The following is an 18142-nucleotide window of genomic DNA, read 5'->3' as shown; positions in this document are numbered from 1 at the left end:
GAAGTTAACTAAAAGGCCAAAAAACAGCGATAAAATAGATTGGTTATACAAAAAACAAGTTAAATAAGCAGGGGGTAGATAAAAAACTAATTACGCTAAAATATTAGCATAACGGTGATTAACTGTTTTTCCTGTTATTTCAATATTCATAACCTCAACCCGGTATAACCACTCCAATCTCTGGCTATTTACCTAAATTGCACAAATTAAAATAGACACTATATTAATCAATGTGATTTTAAGCGTAGAAATTTATATACCAACGAATAGTTGTCATGAGTTATTACAACTCACCCAGCACCGTTAGAAATACTTTTTGTACAGCTCTGACAGAATGAAAACCATCCAATTTCCTGATTGTATCAACCATTCTATGGCAATTGCCAGTAACACTAAATTTATCTTGTTGGTTCAAGTAGAAATAGCGTAAGGAAAAATGTTATGAAAGTATTGATAGCAAAAAACGCAGTGGGTACACGATATCATAGTCACTATATTGAAAACGCGGTACAGCGTTTGGCTGATACATTAACTAAGAAAGATGTTGATGTTGTTATTGCGGATTCTCTTGAGGATAGCTATACGATAATTTCAGCCAATGAGCCATTCGATTGTTTGATGGTGAGTTGTGCACTTATGGATGATGATTTATATCGCAATATACAGCGAATATTGAATAAATTATCTCAACGTCAGGAAAACGTTCCCGTCTTTTTATTAAGTGACCGAGAAAAAACGGTATTTTTACTGAACCATGAATTGCTGGAACAACTTGCTGAATTTGCCTGGATACTGGAAGATTCGGCGGATTTTATTGCCGGCCGAGCCATTGCGGCCATGTCCCGGTATCGCCAACAATTGTTGCCTCCTTTAATGTCGGCTTTAATGAAATACAGCCAAACCTATGAATATTCGTGGGCTGCCCCGGGGCATCAGGGCGGGGTGGGATTTAATAAAACACCCATTGGCCGTTTTTATCATGACTATTATGGAGAAAATCTTTTCCGTACCGATATGGGGATCGAACGCGCGTCATTGGGTTCGCTGTTGGATCACTCAGGCGCCTTTGGCGAAAGTGAAAGAAATGCGGCCAGAATATTTGGCGCAGACCATTCTTACTCGGTTGTCGTCGGAACATCAGGTTCTAACCGCACGATTATGCAGGCTTGCATGACCGAAGATGATGTTGTCATTATTGACCGAAATTGCCATAAATCCATCGAACAAGGGTTAATCCTGACAGGCGCGAAACCTGTCTACATGCTGCCCAGCCGTAACCGCTATGGCATCATCGGCCCTATCTATCCGCAGGAAATGCAGGCGAAAACACTACAGAAAAAGATTAAACAGAACCCATTGACTCAGGGCATGTCCAGCCATAAGCCCGTCTATAGTGTAGTGACAAACTGTACGTATGATGGTGTTTGTTATAATGCCAAGCATGTACAGGAATTGCTGGATAAAAGTGTCGATCGGATACATTTTGATGAAGCGTGGTATGGCTATGCGCGTTTTAACCCGATTTATCATGATCATTACGCCATGCGCGGGGAACCTAAAAATCATTCAGGGCCGACGGTCTTTGCCACTCACTCCTCCCACAAGTTACTGAATGCACTATCACAAGCCTCATTTATCCATGTGCGTGATGGACGAAATTCCGTGGATTTTTCCAGATTTAATCAAGCCTACATGATGCATGCGACAACATCCCCTTTATACGCAATTTGTGCTTCAAACGATATCGCCGCTTCCATGATGGATGGCAATAGTGGTTATTCCTTGACGCAGGAAGTCATTGAAGAGGCTGTTGATTTTCGTCAGGCACTGGCCCGTTTGCATAGGGAATTCAGCAAAAAGGGTAGCTGGTTCTTTAAACCGTGGAATCAGGAAAAAGTCACTGATCCCGCAACAGGCAAAAAAATCGCTTTTGAAGAAGCTCCCAAAGAATTACTGACAAAAGAGCAAAGTTGCTGGGTGATGCGTCCGGGAGACAGTTGGCATGGATTTGAAGATTTGCCTGATGACTGGAGTATGCTCGATCCGATTAAAGTCAGCATCTTGGCGCCGGGGATGGGGGATAATGGCAAGTTACAGAAACAGGGCGTACCGGCGGCATTGGTGACTGCGTGGCTAGGCCAACATGGTATTGTGCCGACCCGTACCACGGATTTCCAAATTATGTTCCTGTTTTCAATGGGCATTACCAAAGGAAAATGGGGAACATTACTCAATACCCTATTATCTTTCAAACACCATTATGACGCTAATACGCCGTTGAGTAAGGTTTTGCCTGACTTGGTGAATCAATATCCGGAAGTTTATGGGCATTTAGGCGTAAAAGAACTGGGCGATAAAATGTTCGATTATTTACGGCAGGATAATCCGGGTGAAAAATTGAACCAGGCATATGCGGGTTTGCCTGAAATGGCAATGACTCCCAGAGCGGCTTATCAGGCCATCGTGACCAATAATGTGGAAATGGTGGCACTGGACGATTTACCCCACCGTATCGCAGCAAATTCCATTATCCCCTATCCACCCGGCATTCCGATGTTGCTTTCAGGCGAAAATTTCGGTGATAACACCAGCCCCCAGATTGAGTATTTGCATGCACTGCAAAAATGGGATCACGAATTCCCCGGTTTCGAACATGAAACGGAAGGTACTGAAATCATCAACGGTATTTATCACGTTATGTGTATCAAAAAGTGAGAACGGGAAAATAAATTATGGCTACAGTTTCAGAGACGACAAAAGTCGGATTGATCCCCGTTACACTGATGGTTGCCGGTAACATTATGGGGTCGGGGGTTTTTCTGCTGCCAGCCAGTCTGGCTTCAACGGGAGGCATTGCCATTCTTGGCTGGTTAGTGACTATCATCGGTGCGGTGGGACTGTCAATCGTATATGCCAAGATATCCTCATTGGACGATAGTCCCGGTGGTTCCTATGCTTATGCCCGCCGGGCCTTTGGGCCTTTTTTGGGCTACCAGACGAACATTCTATACTGGCTGGCGTGTTGGATCGGAAATATTGCGATGGTCGTGATTGGCGTAGGCTATCTGAGTTACTTTTTCCCCATCCTGAAAGACCCGATCATTTTAACGATCACCTGTACGGCAATATTGTGGATATTCGTTTTTTTGAACATTATCGGGCCGCATGTCATTACCAGAGTACAAGCGGTGGCGACAACGTTGGCGTTGATCCCCATCGTGGCGACGGCGGTATTGGGTTGGTTCTGGTTCAGCGGTAAAACTTACATGGATGCGTGGAATGTCAGTGGATTAAACACTGTTGGGGCGATCCAAAGCATTTTAAACGTGACGCTATGGTCTTTCATTGGTGTTGAAAGTGCTTCGGTTGCTGCCGGTGTGGTCAAGAATCCTAAGCGGAACGTACCGATTGCGACCATTGGTGGCGTGCTGATCGCGGCGGTCTGTTATGTCCTGTCCAGTAGCGTGATTATGGGCATGATCCCCAATGCAGCATTGAAAGTTTCCTCTTCACCGTTTGGGGATGCCGCCAGATTAGCATTGGGAGATACCGCCGGGGCAGTCGTCGCTTTCTGTGCTGCAGTAGGGTGTTTGGGATCGCTGGGGGGCTGGACATTACTGGCAGGGCAGACAGCCAAAGCAGCAGCAGATGATGGGCTGTTTCCTGCGATCTTTGCCAAAGTGAATAAAGCAGGAACCCCGGTTGCGGGTTTATTGATCCTTGGCGTTCTAATGACGATTTTCCAGCTTAGCAGCATATCCCCGAACGCCGCGAAAGAATTTGGGTTGGTTTCTTCCGTCTCAGTGATTTTTACCCTGATCCCCTATTTATATACCTGCGCGGCTTTGCTGCTCATCGGTCACGGACATCTTGGGCAAGAAAAAACGCGCTATATTATCATTACTTTTATTGCCTTTGCTTATTGTATCTGGGCAGTTTTGGGAACGGGAGCCAAAGAAGTGGTGTGGACGTTGATTGTGATGATGATCATCACGGCCATGTATACGTTTAACTACAACACTAAACATCCTGTCCCTTTTCCCTTAGATAAAAAGGAATAATTCAGGTTTACAGGATAAAAAGGTGCTGGTGTTTCAGCACCTTTTTGTATTTAGGGATAGAGATAATCAATTTTCATATTGATTTTAGGGCATAAAAATAGTTAAAAGTTGGAGTGTCTAAAATGATTAGACGTTGTGATAGACTGCAGTCTTTTTCTGGATGAAGTATGGCTAAAATTGATGTTTGTTGTCGTTATTGTCACAAATCAAAATGACATAAAAAACAATGGCAACACCTTGTTCGCTTTAATTATCCAGAACACGATATAATTAAATATAATTTAAGTGATGTCTTTATGGTAAATATGCGAGTAGACATATAAATAATAATCTTACTCAATATTTTAATGTTTTCTTGATTGTGAGTATTGCAATTGTTACTACAATCAGTGATGCTGCAGCAACATGGTTTATTCTAAAAGTTTAAATCTCTGTAATAATATGTAATGAATGCGTATTATAGTAACATTGTAAAAAATAAATACATTTAAATTCACTTGCTTATTCTTAATTATGATATAGAAATCTTTTTCATTGGAAAAAATATTTTTAAATATGATAAATAAATATAATCACTAAGTCGTGTTTCATAACTTACTATATATAAATAATTTTATAAATAATGCAGTCGCTGATAACTTATTAGGTGGAATGTAATAATAAGATAATGTTTTGTAATTTATTTTACAATAACTTGCATATGGTTGGTTGTGTTTTTTAATGCAATAAGATTGGAGAAAATTATGACTATGTTAATAGCGCCTGGCAGAAATGCAATGGTTGATATAAAAGACAAATCTTTGGTTGTGAATATTACTTATGTTGATAATGTTATTGGTACATTAATGTCAGGGAAAAAATTGCAATGGGAACTTGATCCATCTTCAAAAAAACTTGCTGAATTTCATTATTCAACAGTGCATACCTGTAATGACGGGACAGCCACTAATATTCTTCGCCCACTTGCTGATGCGAAAGTCGGAGATAAGATTTCCTTCAAAATTACAGATATCACTGACAGCAATAATAAAAAATCATTTGATACAATCACCTATTATTATGAAGATATTCTGTTATCCCCATTAGTCGCACCACTTGGTTTACACGCTTATAGTACTTTTTCTGATATTGCTGATATTGGTACTGCTGACTATTATCTGCAATTAACAGTAAAGGTAACCGAGGCAAAACCTGACGGTACACCCGGCAATCTGAAACAAAATGCTAACATTTGTTTTTATACCCCTAGTTCAGCAGTACAATTTTTTTCAGATAAAAACAAAAACGCCCAGCTGAAAAATGATAGTGGCTTAGGGTACCTAGTCCAGACAAATCCACAAGGGGTCGCGACCATCTATTTGGGAGCAACTATGCCAGGAATATTTAGGATAACAGCTGCATATTATTCAGGTAGTAGCCTCTATAAGAGAAATGTTCTAACTCAAGTTATCTTCCTTGATACCGATCCTGGAGGGAATTTACCTCCTCCATTTCTGCCATTAGATATTAATAATGTACTGGATTTAGATGAATATTCAGGAAATTATTATCCTGCAAACTTACCATCAAGTTTAACTACCCATTTTAAATTTAATGAAGAAAGAACATTGGGTGCGATTGTCATAAACGATAAAATTGTAAAAACCAGTAAATTGAAGACCCTAATAGAAGGTGTTTCATTAGCAAAAGCTAATATTCTTACGACTCAAGATAATTCAATCTATTATTTGTTAACTAATGAAAATAGTGATGATGGTTTTTCTTCCTCAGTACAAAACTTCACTGCGGTAGGTAGTGCACCATCAATGCCTGATCCGGTTGTTTTACGTACACTTGAAACACCGGAAACAACAGTTACTTTTGTAAATATTTCAGCTATCACTGGAGATTTATACATCACCATTCCTAATTATAAAAATAAAGCTAAAAATGATAAAATTTACGTTACTGTTTATCTGAATGGTTATAAAAATAATACCAATGTAAAAAAATATGATGTCATTACATATACTGACATCGAGGTAAATAACGATAATTTGAAAGCTGAAATTCCAATCGCTATTGCACAAGGTGATCTCTTTGGCTATTCCAGCAATGCTGAAGAATCTCCAGGTACTTTTCAAGTTGAGTATAAGGTTATATCCGCCATATCGCCAGATACTCCATTTTATTCTAAGATATTGAATTTACCTCTTTCCACTTATCAAGTAGATGGAACTATAGAGTGATTTTACTTAAACGATTTTTGACATCATTTTTATTGTTATTGATAACAGCATCATCTTGTTATGCCTTTGCTGATATTAATAGATTATCATTACAGGTTTAGTCAATGGTTTACGGTATTAATTCAATAAGTTGATTTATAAGGGTCTATACCCGTCATACTTCAAGTTGCCTCTTTGTTGGCTACGCTCACTCACCCAGGTCACATAGTTATCTATGCTCCCGGGGATTCGCTCCCTTGCCGCCGCGATGCAACTCAAATTATTTTGGGTCTATAACAAGTAAGGATGGTAAAGGCGGTGTATTTCAGGCTCAATATATAGTCATTGGTAAAGAGTGTTCTCAAATACTGACCTTACCTAAGTTGAACGGTAATAATGCCTATATTGGTAATAAATGACATTTCAAAATTGTAGAACACTTCCTTACTCCCCGCTGCGCGGGGAGTAAGGAATCTTCGGAATTTCAGTGTATCACTATTATGAAAACTTATTTATGCACATTGAGAATGGAATATTAAAAATCTCAGCAAACAATAATCTTGGTGATATTAAAACTGCAAGGGAAGTGGTACTCAATGGGGTGAACTTAATATTACCAAGAGTTTTGACTCAAAATGCTTACTGGAGCTACGGCAAAATGGAGCTGCTGCCGTTGATGGCAAAGAAGTGGATTCAGTATGGTGCGGGGTCCACTCTTCCAACACCTTTCTAACTAAGAAAGGTGTTGGTCGATTAGCGTTCAATAAACAATTATCTTAATGAAGGTGACTGCCAAATTGCAGTCACCTATTCTGCTCAGGGTGTTACTCTCCCAAGTCTCCTCTTTCACCCGGTGCCACGGTACCAAAACTTCTGGTAAAAATTTTCGATTTCTGGTTCGGGGCAAGACGACTGTAGTCAATCGTGAGTACGGCGACATCATAACCATCTGCTGAGTCATATCCCATCAGTTGGTCAGGCGTGATGGTCGCTTTATAATAGCCATTTATGATTTCTGTCGATTTCACCACGCGATCTTGAGCAACTACAATAGGTAAAGGACGTGCTTTTTTGGGAAAGATATCGACATAGTATGAGATATAGGCTGTAATCGTGATCATGTCACCGACGGCAATGGTATGCTCCGGATTCTTGGGGTCAGAGAGTAGCCGAACCTCAAGCCCTTTTGTACCGACACTATGGATATTGACAGGGTTATATATGCCAACAAATAGGCCAAACTGATTATAGACTTCCGGTGCAACCAGAGTCCGGTTTTTATCATTGGGGTCTGGGCTATTATTGCCACTGCTATCATAATTGATAAAATTAAGCTCGGACCCTAGTACGTTGCCTTTTTGGTCAACGGCAACATAGCTGATAAAATTATCACCATCGTATAGATTTCCGTAATCGGCTGGCAATTTATAATATCCACTCTGTTCACGTTTTAATTGCCCAAAGCATAGCTGCCGCTTATACCTGTCTTTTTCATCGTCGGTCACAAAACCGATGATGAAATTACCGGATTTGGCTCCCGGATAACTCGGAATCATGAAATGGAAATTATCCGTTTGATCTTCTCTTGTTAAAGTAGAAGATGAATATGTTTCTTCAATCACTGGCGGTTCAAAATCACTGGATGTATTAATCAGAGCAGTCGTAATAAATATGACTTGTTTTTGATTGTATTCCTTATTATGGAATATTGTATCAAACTCAACGAAATTACTGATATCTTGAGTAGCGTATATTTTAAGGTTAACAGCCGATGTTGATGGTTTCTGAATTAAATAGTCATAATACTGTTTTTGATGATCGATTTCATAAGGTAAAATTTCAATATCGTCTGTAGTAAATATTCGCACAGGAGCTGTTGCTCGAAGCGGAATATCATAGTCTGAAATTGGCCCCCCATTTTTTAGCATCGGATTGATTGACGCCGAAACGAATGGGTTGTTTATTGTGGGGGGAGTGCCAGAGAAGGCAACAGGATTTGGGTCGTACAAATAAGCCGCTGATCCTCTCAATATGCAAGTTTCTGGTTTCAACTCTGGGTTGTCGGTAGCTTTATAGCTGACATCCAGTTTTGGTTTACTCTGTGTATTCGCGGCAAACGAGATTTGGTAATCATCATTCATTTCTTCGGCCGCAAAGAATACCAGTTGCTGGGAAAACACGCCTTTATCAACTCCGCCGGGGAATGTCTTAATGAGTTGCACCCCCGATGATTGGGTGACACTGATCTCTGTAGTCTTAGGGTCAATATTTGTTTCACCGCTCACCTCTACAAATACATTGAACGGTTGGCCTTTGATAACGCTAGAGCCGCCTGTAGTCGTTACTTTAAGTTGTCCAGCCATAATATTACCTTCTTTAAAGTATGAGATTGATTATTGATTGAAAACTACGTCCTATGGGTGTAGCCAATAATAGGTTGTAACCTGTCTTGAAAGTAACAGAAATTGATATTTATGATTTATCACGCCCCTTTGGGGGGCGAAATTAAGGACAGAATTTTACAGGGATTTTCAAGAAAAGATGACATTAGGACAAATAAGTGTCAATGCATTAACATAAAAAAAATTTATATATGGAAATAACTAATTACATCCTTTAATAAACTTTTTCCAACCGCAAAACTGAGTAAAATACAAACAATATAATGCCTGATAGGTATACTATTTATGACGGCTTGCTCTGCTGCTTGACACACATCAAACCGTGATACAACTCACGTTCTCATGTAACAACCGATCCTCCATTTGTTCGATAAACCAACAAATATGGAAAACCAAACACATGTTTGTCGGGTAATGTATTTTATCAATCTGATTGTTTTTATTGTGATAATTACAACAATAAAACATTATTGAATCGATTAAATGGTATAAAATAGTGACTTTTTGTAAATTTTCAATATATAAAAAGTGACTTGTATCTTGTTTTTGTGCTGCGAGGATTTTTTCATCGGCTCTACGATCTCTTCCTCATAATGATAATAAACATCATAAATGAACTTTACTGCGGGGTGGTGATGAAATAGAACGTTCTCATGTTCAAAACATCAGTAAGGACATGGTATGGCCAATCGAGAAAAACAGATATTGCAGCTTATCAGGCGAGATCCTTTTATTCAGCAGCAGGAAATTGCCGATATTCTTGGAATTAGCCGTTCATGTGTCGCAGGACATATTATGAATCTGAGTAAGAAAGGGTATATAAAAGGTAAAGGTTATATTCTTTCAGAGAATAGGTACGTCGTTACGGTTGGAGCTGCCAATATGGATGTGACCAGTTATGTATTTTCCCCATTAATCTATGGCGATTCTAATCCGGGTAAAAATAAAGCCACAGTGGGAGGCGTCGGACGAAATATTGCACACAATATTGCTTTATTAGGGCAGGAAAGCTATCTGGTTTCTGTTATTGGCGATGATTTTTATGGCAAAACATTATTCGAACAAACCAAATCAGCGGGGGTTTATACCGATTATTTTCATAAACTATCGGGTGAAAATACATCAACATACCATTCATTAATTGATGAGCAAGGTGAGATGCAAGTGGCTGTCAATGATATGAATATATTGGAAAAACTGACGCCAGCTTTATTATCTCAATCCAAGGCTCTTATTCAAAATGCCGGCGTATTAGTGATTGACTGTAATCTGACGGAAGATGCGTTAGAGTGGTTATTCAGTCATGCAGAAAATATTCCAATCTTTGTTGATACCGTATCCACATTTAAAGCCACTAAGATCCGCCATTGGCTATCTCATATCCATACTTTGAAACCCAATCGGCTTGAAGCCGAGATACTCAGTGGAATAAAAATCGTGACTCTGGCGGATGCGGCAGAGGCTGCATCGTGGTTCCATCAACAAGGCGTTCAACGACTGGCCTTGAGCATGGGAATAGAGGGCGTGTATTACAGCGAAATAGGGGGTGTTGCAGGGTGTTCACCCGCGATGCCAGTTAATATTGTCAATGCCAATGGCGCGGGTGACGCGATGATGGCCGGTCTTGTTTACTGTTGGCTGGAAAATATGGCATTGGAAGAGAGCATTCGTTTTGCACAAGGCTGTTCTGCACTCACGTTATCTTCAGAATTTACCCATCATCCGAATTTATCCTGTATCAGAGTGAAAAAACTGTTGGAATTAAAATCATGAATAAAAATATTGCATTAAATGAATATCTGGATATTTCCCCAGAAGTGGTTCATGCGCTGGCAAATAATCGTCCTATCGTCGCGTTAGAATCGACCATTATTTCTCATGGAATGCCTTATCCGCTAAATAGGGAAACGGCTTTGGAAGTTGAGCAGTGTATTCGGGAAAGTGGTGCGGTTCCGGCCACCATTGCCATTATTGAAGGGCGAATGAGAGTTGGGTTATCCCATGATGAAATAGAGTTGTTGGCGAAAGAGCGTCACTTAGTGGCAAAAGTCAGCCGTCGTGATTTGCCTTTTATTGTTGCATCGGGAAAACATGGCGCAACTACGGTGGCTTCTACCATGATTATTGCCGAAATGGCGGGTATTGCCGTCTTTGCAACGGGAGGTATTGGTGGTGTTCATCGTGGGGCGGAACACTCCTTTGATATTTCGGCCGATTTACAGGAATTGGCCATGACCAATGTCGCTGTGGTGTGTGCGGGTGCCAAATCCATTCTGGATCTGGGGTTGACGATAGAATATCTGGAAACGCACGGCGTGCCGCTGGTGGGATATCAGACCGAAAAATTGCCGGCATTTTTCTGCCGTTCCAGTCAATTTCCAGTCAGTGTCAGGCTTGATGACCCCAAACAAATTGCCCATGCCATGAAAGTAAAGTGGCGTTCGGGGCTGAAAGGCGGAGTCGTGATTGCCAATCCTATCCCTGAACGATTTGCCATGCCAGAAAATCAAATCAATGAAGCTATTGAACAGGCCGTGAGGGAAGCTGAAAATCAGGGGATCAGGGGGAAAGAAAGTACGCCATTCCTGCTGGCCAGAGTCACTGAGCTGACAGGAGGTGAAAGTTTACAGGCGAATATTGAATTGGTTTTCAATAATGCTAAATTGGCAGCAGAAGTTGCCATTGCTTACCAAGAGATAAATAAAAAACCGTAATTTTCATCCAATCTGTTTTATCCAAAATCATAATAAAATACCTGCCAGTCTGAAAAAATACCGGGAAATAGACCTTTGGTTTTTTTAGACTGGCTGAAAATAACAGGAATATCATTATGGATATTTTACGCAGCTTGCTCGGTATAATCATACTGCTTCTGATTGGTTATCTGTTTTCCCTGAATAAAAAAAGAATCAGCCTGCGTACTGTAGGGGCTGCATTATTTTTGCAAATAAGCCTTGGCGCGATTATGCTTTATGTGCCAGCGGGGAAGTGGTTAATTAATAGTATCGGCAGCGGGGTCAATAACGTTATTTCTTACAGCTCATCAGGGAGTGCATTTATTTTTGGCAGTTTAGTCGGGCCGAAAATGAATGAGTTGTTTGATGGTGCCGGGTTTATTTTCGCATTTCAGGTGTTGCCTGCCATTATTTTCATTACCTCTTTGATATCCATTCTTTATTATCTTGGCATCATGAAATGGGTCATTAATATCTTAGGCTATGCGTTCCAGAAATCGATGAAAATTAGCAAAGTAGAAGCCTTTGCCGCAGTAACGACCATATTTCTGGGGCAAAATGAGCTGCCTGCGGTTTTAAAACCGTTTGTCAACAAAATGAACCGCAATGAGCTTTTCACCGTCATGTGCAGTGGTATGGCTTCTATCGCAGGGTCGATGCTGGTGGGCTATGCAGGGTTGGGCGTGCCGATAGAATATTTGCTGGCGGCATCATTGATGGCTATTCCGGGGGGTATTTTATTTGCCCGTCTGCTCAGTCCTGCAACGGAACCGTCACAAGTTCAGTTTGAACAAATATCATTCAGCGAAAAACGTCCTGCCAGCATTATTGAGGCAACTGCGGGTGGGGCGATGCTGGGATTGAAAATCGCCGTCGGCGTAGCAACCGTGGTAATGACTTTCGTTGCCCTGATAGCGCTAATCAATGGCCTGATTGGTGGCATTGGTGAGTGGTTTGGCTTCAAAGGAACCCGTTTAGAAAGTCTGCTGGGTTACCTCTTTTCACCTTTGGCTTACATGATGGGGGTTAACTGGGAACATGCAGATTTGGCCGGAAGTTTGATTGGACAAAAATTGGCAATCAATGAATTTGTGGCTTATGTGAATTTTTCTCCCTATCTGACGGATACTGTGGTGAGCTTAGACCCCAAAACCATTGCTGTTATCTCATTTGCCCTTTGTGGTTTTGCCAACTTTGGTTCCATTGCGGTTGTGGTCGGCGCATTTATCACGGTGGTTCCCGAACGAACTTCGGACATAGCACGGCTTGGGCTTAGGGCATTACTGGCGGCGACACTTTCCAATCTGATGAGTGCAACGATAGCCGGGCTATTTATGAGTTTATCTGCCTGATCTCTATCTATGCGCTTGTATAGACGCTAACATACCCAGATGTTAGACAACTCACAGTAAGTTATCTGAGTTTCAATATAATGAAAAAATCAGGCTAATTCGGTATTCCAGTAATAGGAGCGTGCCTATGTACAAAACTATTTTAGTACCCGTAGATATTTCAGAAGAAGATCTCACCAACAAGGCCGTTGACTGCGCACTTAAAATCGCCAGAGAAACAGGGGCTAAATTACATTTCCTACATGTATTGCCTATTTCATCTGCCATTATTAATGCTTATGCATTAGGCTATATGGAAATTAAGGACCGGGCGACGATCAAAGCAGAGAATGATTTGAAAAAACTGGTTGATTCCCTTGCAGTACCCCATGATCACATTTCCTATTCGATCGCATTTGGCTCACCAAGGGATGAAATCACCGCGACGGCGGACGAAATCGGGGCTGATTTGATCGTTCTTGGTTCAAGGCGACCTAATATCACCACACATTTACTGGGTTCGAACTCTTCTGGCGTTGTCAGATATGCAAAAACATCAGTTTTAGTCGTGCGGTAATGGTGCGCTTTGGGCTTGATGGGTTAATAATGGTAATGGTTTTTCCGTGATAGGTTCTTGCGGTAGTTTTACGGTTGATACTCAATAGCTAGCGGTGATATCCGATTACAGGGGAGTCGATATGTATAACACGATTTTAGTTCCAATTGATATTCCAGAAGACCAACTAACTGATAATGCAATTAAACATGCAGAGTATTTGGCAAAAATATCCAATGCCAAGGTGCATCTTTTTCACTCTGTGCCAGACATTTCCAGGTTTTCCGTAAGTTATAGTTACCACTATGATTTATTGAGCGCTTTTGCTAAAAAAGCCATAGCGAATTCGGAAGAGGAACTTAAAAAAGTGGTAGAAAGAATCAATCTGCCAGAAGACAGAATATCGTACTCTGTTGCCTTTGGTTCGCCACGAGACAAGGTGTTGTCTACAGCCCGGGAAATCGGGGCAGACCTGATTATTGTCGGATCACGCCGGCCTGATATTGCAACGCATTTACTGGGTTCAAATGCGTCGGGTATTGTGGGATATGCTGAAATTTCAGTCTTGGTTGTGAGATGATTTAATTTATTGAGTTTGATCTGGTAACGCCCTCTAAAAACCGTGCAAAAAATAGCGCGGTTATTTTTTTGAAAAAACTGATTCAAAAATCCGTTTTCATAATAGTGACATACTGAAATTCTGAAGATCCCTGACTCCCCGTAGTGCGGGGGAGTCAGGAAGTGTCCTGCAATTTTGATATTTCATTTAGGTTCATTCTGTGATGAGATAAATACAACGAATTTGAGTTAATCAGAAAATGAGTTTAACGTAATATCCAACTGATTTTTACCGGCGATAATAATCTGAATCTGTAAGTTATTTTCTGAACTGTTCGTCGTAATCACAGTCACTTCTTCATTCCCTGAATATTTTTTCACAACGTCCTGTAGCTCTTGTTCAAGCTGTTTGATTTTAGCGTTAATTGTCATTTGTCCTAATAAGTTCAACGGAATAGTTTAAAAGGTGGTTCGATATTATCCAAATAAATAACATTTAATAGTTTAATAAGCATGATATTTTGGCGCTTAAATCTCCAATAAAGTGGGTTATTTCGAGCATTAAGTCATATTAATATTAATTAATCAAAATAATGGGTTAATTCTGTTGTCATCATTAATGAAAATTCAAGGAATAATGTTTGCCATTTTACGCCATTGTCAGGCAGGATAATAGATGGATGTTATAAACAATAAATAAATAGGTATTATTTTGAACAGTAAAATTGGCCTGTGGGCACGTTATCTTTTGGTTTTTGGGTTAACCCTATCTTTTAATGCATGGAGTGCTCCAACCAGTTTCGAGCAGGCAAAGGTTGAATCAAGAAAAAATGTTTATGATGGACAAACAAAATCAGGCATAGGGACATTGTATTGTGGCTGTGATTGGCAGTGGGTTGGTAAAAGTGGTGGCCGTGTTGATTTGGCATCTTGTGGTTATCATGTAAGGTCACATTCAACAAGGGCAGAACGCACTGAATGGGAACATATGGTGCCCGCGTGGGTATTTGGGCACCAGCGTCAATGTTGGCAGAAAGGCGGGCGAAAGAATTGTGTTGATACTGACCCGGTGTTTCGCACGATAGAATCAGATATGCATAATTTGGCACCTTCAATTGGTGAAGTGAATGGTGATCGCAGTAATTTCGCTTACGGAATGGTTGCCAGAAATACACCTAATATGTATGGCGCTTGCAGCAGTAAAGTGGATTTTAAATCACGGCTGTTTGAACCCCGCGACAGGGTGAAAGGTATGGTTGCCAGAGTCTATTTTTATATGCATGACCGCTATAACCTGACAATGTCACGTCAACAGCAGCAATTGATGATGGCATGGGATCGTCAATATCCGGTCGATGCCTGGGAACGGGCAAGAGACGATCGTATTGCCCGGATTATGGGGCACCATAACCCATTTGTGACGGGCAGTAAAAAATGGACATTGGGACATAAAAACGCGGGGCAGGGATGGGTGGCACCGGCAGGTATGCCAAAACAAAATAATCTGCACGCCGGGAGCGATCAGGCATCAACTCAAAAAGTCGCATCAACAGCGGTGCAGGGTGACATGATTAAGGGGAATAAAAATAGCCAGATTTATCATTTTACCCATTGCTCTGGCTATAAGACGGTCGCAGATAAAAACGTCATTTATTTTCGTTCAGAAGCCGAAGCCAAACAAGCAGGCTATCGTTTGGCGGGGAATTGTAAAAAGTAATAAGGAAAACAATATTGTTGGCTTTTTGTGATTATTCAGGGGCTTCCGGTCAATAAAAAGTTAAACGTATTTTGGTGAAATTTATCCTTTAAACTTGTCATAAATAAAAAACTGTCATTATACTGACATCATGGTCCGTTAGCTTACACCAAAGAAAGCGGAAAGATGCGAGGAATGCTAATGACAGATACTGAAACTGCATTCTCGGTTAGAAACCGGCGATTGAGATCAAGGTCACTGAAAATGAGTGGCGATCTTAGCGCCGGTTTTTTTATAGACCCTAATGAGCTGAAAAGGAAGCTCCCATCCGTTCAACCGATCCCCAATATTTCTCAAATTGTAGCCTTAAAGAGGAAGAACATAACTCAGTTATTCTATCGATGATAGAACACCGCAAATGTGAAATTAACGATAAGGTGTGTGACTATGGGCAGACAGAAAGCAGTGACTAAATCTCGTCGTGAAGTGAGAAGAATGTTAAAAAAGGACATGCGACAATCACGTTATCGGGGTAATGATAATGTCACCTCATTAATGCAATTTGGTGGTGTTGAAACCATTGGAATGGCGCGTGAGAGTCGGGATACTTCAGAAATCCTGCCACGCAACGAAGTTCAATACCGCTATATGCGGGCAATCAATAATAAGCAATTGATTATTGCCAATGGTGAAGCCGGATGTGGGAAAACCTACCTTAGTGCCGTCATGGCGGCTGATGCTTTAATTAATAAAGAGGTCGATAAAATCATCGTGACACGTCCGGTCTTACAGGCAGAAGAAGATCTGGGTTTTCTTCCGGGAGATATGGCGGAGAAATTTGCCCCTTATTTCCGTCCGGTTTATGACGTGTTGTTAAAACGCATGGGCGCTTCATTTTTGCAATATTGTCTGCGTCCGGAAATTGGCAAAGTAGAAATTGCCCCTTTTGCTTATATGCGAGGAAGAACATTTGAAAATGCGTTTGTGATCCTTGACGAAGCTCAAAATGTCACCGTCAATCAAATGAAAATGTTTTTAACTCGATTGGGCGAAAATGTCACCGTGGTGGTTAATGGTGACGTTAGCCAGTGTGATTTGCCGCAGAATGTCACATCAGGGCTGGCGGATGCCCTGAAACGTTTTTTCGATGATGAATCTATCAGTGTGATCCATTTTTCCCAACAAGATTGTGTCCGTTCCAGATTGTGTCAGAAGGCGTTGTTGGCCTATGGTTGATAGCCAATAGTTTGCAAAAGAACAATCCCCCGGTTAATTTTATGGCTGGGGGAGATCATCATTATTTAATCTATCTCATGAAGTTTATCACCCGGCAGCGGGAATTGAATTTCAATTTCTGTACCGTTTTTTCTGCGTTTCTTGATCTTCATCTGACCGGAAAGCAAAGAGACCCGTTCCCGCATAATTGCCAGCCCAAATTGTTCTCGCTCCGTCAGGGGGTGGGGCATTCCATGACCATTGTCGCTAATAACCGTAATAATTTTTTTCCCGACCGGATAAATACGAATACTGATCCAGGTAGCGGCGGCATGTTTATAGCAATTATTCAGTGCTTCCCGAATAATTTGCACCAAATGCCGACCCTGCGCAATGGGAATAACTTGGTGTGTGATCCGATAATGGAATTCAATATTGAACCCCAGACGATGATTGAATTCTTTGATCAAGGCTTTCAATGAGTCATATAAATCATGATGGCTTTTCTCGGTACACAGTGAAACCAACATTTCTCTGAATTGCTGACCCGCGATATCCAATTCTTCTTTAATCATCCTCAAGGAGATCAAACCCTGTCGGGAGAATTTATCCGTGCGGAAATGCAGGCTATTAATCTGAATTTTCAGGAATAGAAATGATTGCGCGACCGTGTCATGCAGCTCTCTGGAAATGGCTTTTCGGTCGTCACTGATATTCTGTTTAATTTGCTGGCGCACCGTACTTTTGAGTGAAATAAGTTTTGCCAGCGCATCGGTGACAGACTGAATCAAATTTCTTTCATAAGAAGACAAAACTTGATCCTGATGAATCAGAATTTGGATCATGCCGTGAAAAATAGGTTTGTCATATAAGTCCCATTTCATCATACGCGGAAGATGGGTATCCGGGAGGCTATCCGGGTATTCAAAGCGATATTGCCTCTGCGGATGGTAAAGAGTGATCCTGACTTCACTGAAAGGGACTAGCTGATTAAGCCGATAAAACACCACCTGAAAATTATCAGACAGTGAAATATTCAGATTGAGTTGAGAATGAACGGAAATGAGAAAACGTAAATATTGTTTTTCCTGTTTCAGAACCGCTATTTTTCTCTGCTCTTTGGTGGGAAACAACGTTATGCGGAACGAAACGAGATTCGTTTTATAAAGTAAGATAAATAAAACTAGGATATTCAAAGTATTAAAAGTAGCCCACAGTTCTTCGACCAACGTGAGCGGGGTATTGAATCCCAGAAACAGAAGTATAAACAAATTAATGGCGATAGCTGTACCGCACAACCAGCTTGTTGCCGTTGCTGGATTGTCAGAGAAGGTTTTCATCAGTTAAACAATCCTCTTGTGATCCTGATCAAAACCTTAGC

Annotated in this window: 14 protein-coding genes; 11 read left to right on the top strand and 3 right to left on the bottom strand. The window is 40.9% G+C overall.

From position 1 onward, the window contains the following. Positions 1–441: 441 nt before the first annotated feature. From adiA to Xbed_RS14545, 4 genes are all read left to right on the top strand, one after another. On the top strand, positions 442–2715 hold the full coding sequence (gene adiA, locus Xbed_RS14560) for an arginine decarboxylase (RefSeq protein WP_086113634.1): 2274 nt from the start codon (positions 442–444) through the stop codon (positions 2713–2715). 17 nt (positions 2716–2732) lie between these two features. Continuing rightward, on the top strand, positions 2733–4061 hold the full coding sequence (gene adiC, locus Xbed_RS14555; protein WP_086113633.1) for an arginine/agmatine antiporter: 1329 nt from the start codon (positions 2733–2735) through the stop codon (positions 4059–4061). A gap of 743 nt (positions 4062–4804) precedes the next feature. Next, positions 4805–6289, top strand: a complete 1485-nt coding sequence (locus Xbed_RS14550) for a hypothetical protein (RefSeq protein WP_086113632.1) — start codon at positions 4805–4807, stop codon at positions 6287–6289. Between the two features lie 466 nt (positions 6290–6755). Continuing rightward, entirely contained in the window at positions 6756–7001 is a 246-nt protein-coding gene (locus Xbed_RS14545; RefSeq protein ID WP_139837498.1) for a hypothetical protein, read from the top strand. Between the two features lie 91 nt (positions 7002–7092). On the opposite strand, the gene Xbed_RS14540 is transcribed toward Xbed_RS14545, so the two are convergent. Continuing rightward, entirely contained in the window at positions 7093–8631 is a 1539-nt protein-coding gene (locus tag Xbed_RS14540; protein WP_086113630.1) for a hypothetical protein, read from the bottom strand. A gap of 720 nt (positions 8632–9351) precedes the next feature. On the opposite strand from Xbed_RS14540, the gene Xbed_RS14535 reads away from it, so the two are divergent. The 5 genes from Xbed_RS14535 to Xbed_RS14515 all read left to right on the top strand — a co-directional run bounded on the left by Xbed_RS14535 (position 9352) and on the right by Xbed_RS14515 (position 13872). Continuing rightward, the gene (locus tag Xbed_RS14535) at positions 9352–10443 is read left to right on the top strand and encodes a PfkB family carbohydrate kinase (protein WP_086113629.1); all 1092 of its coding nucleotides are present in this window, start codon (positions 9352–9354) and stop codon (positions 10441–10443) included. Further along, positions 10440–11384: a pseudouridine-5'-phosphate glycosidase gene (locus tag Xbed_RS14530; protein ID WP_086113628.1), complete on the top strand. Its 945-nt coding sequence runs from the start codon at positions 10440–10442 to the stop codon at positions 11382–11384. Before Xbed_RS14535 ends, Xbed_RS14530 begins: the two co-directional genes overlap by 4 nt. 116 nt (positions 11385–11500) lie before the next feature. Further along, positions 11501–12757: a NupC/NupG family nucleoside CNT transporter gene (locus Xbed_RS14525; protein ID WP_086113627.1), complete on the top strand. Its 1257-nt coding sequence runs from the start codon at positions 11501–11503 to the stop codon at positions 12755–12757. Between the two features lie 127 nt (positions 12758–12884). Beyond that, the gene (locus Xbed_RS14520) at positions 12885–13313 is read left to right on the top strand and encodes a universal stress protein (RefSeq protein WP_086113626.1); all 429 of its coding nucleotides are present in this window, start codon (positions 12885–12887) and stop codon (positions 13311–13313) included. A gap of 121 nt (positions 13314–13434) precedes the next feature. Beyond that, positions 13435–13872, top strand: coding sequence for a universal stress protein (locus Xbed_RS14515; protein WP_086113625.1), 438 nt, complete (start codon positions 13435–13437; stop codon positions 13870–13872). Positions 13873–14099: 227 nt separating this feature from the next. Here the strand turns inward: Xbed_RS14515 and Xbed_RS14510 are convergent, their stop codons facing one another. Further along, positions 14100–14282, bottom strand: coding sequence for a hypothetical protein (locus Xbed_RS14510; protein ID WP_086113624.1), 183 nt, complete (start codon positions 14280–14282; stop codon positions 14100–14102). Positions 14283–14562: 280 nt separating this feature from the next. Here Xbed_RS14510 and Xbed_RS14505 point away from each other — a divergent pair, with 280 nt between their 5' ends. Both Xbed_RS14505 and phoH read left to right on the top strand, forming a co-directional pair. Beyond that, positions 14563–15567: an endonuclease gene (locus tag Xbed_RS14505; protein ID WP_086113623.1), complete on the top strand. Its 1005-nt coding sequence runs from the start codon at positions 14563–14565 to the stop codon at positions 15565–15567. 426 nt (positions 15568–15993) lie between these two features. Beyond that, positions 15994–16782: a phosphate starvation-inducible protein PhoH gene (phoH, locus tag Xbed_RS14495; RefSeq protein ID WP_086113621.1), complete on the top strand. Its 789-nt coding sequence runs from the start codon at positions 15994–15996 to the stop codon at positions 16780–16782. A gap of 65 nt (positions 16783–16847) precedes the next feature. Here phoH and Xbed_RS14490 read toward each other — a convergent pair whose 3' ends face one another. Beyond that, complete coding sequence (locus Xbed_RS14490; RefSeq protein ID WP_086113620.1) at positions 16848–18101, bottom strand: ATP-binding protein; 1254 nt, start codon at positions 18099–18101, stop codon at positions 16848–16850. Positions 18102–18142: the final 41 nt, after the last annotated feature.

Source organism: Xenorhabdus beddingii (assembly GCF_002127545.1).
Classification (GTDB): domain Bacteria; phylum Pseudomonadota; class Gammaproteobacteria; order Enterobacterales; family Enterobacteriaceae; genus Xenorhabdus; species Xenorhabdus beddingii.
Note: the sequence above shows the minus strand (reverse complement) of the source record. Positions and strands in the feature narration are given on the sequence as shown.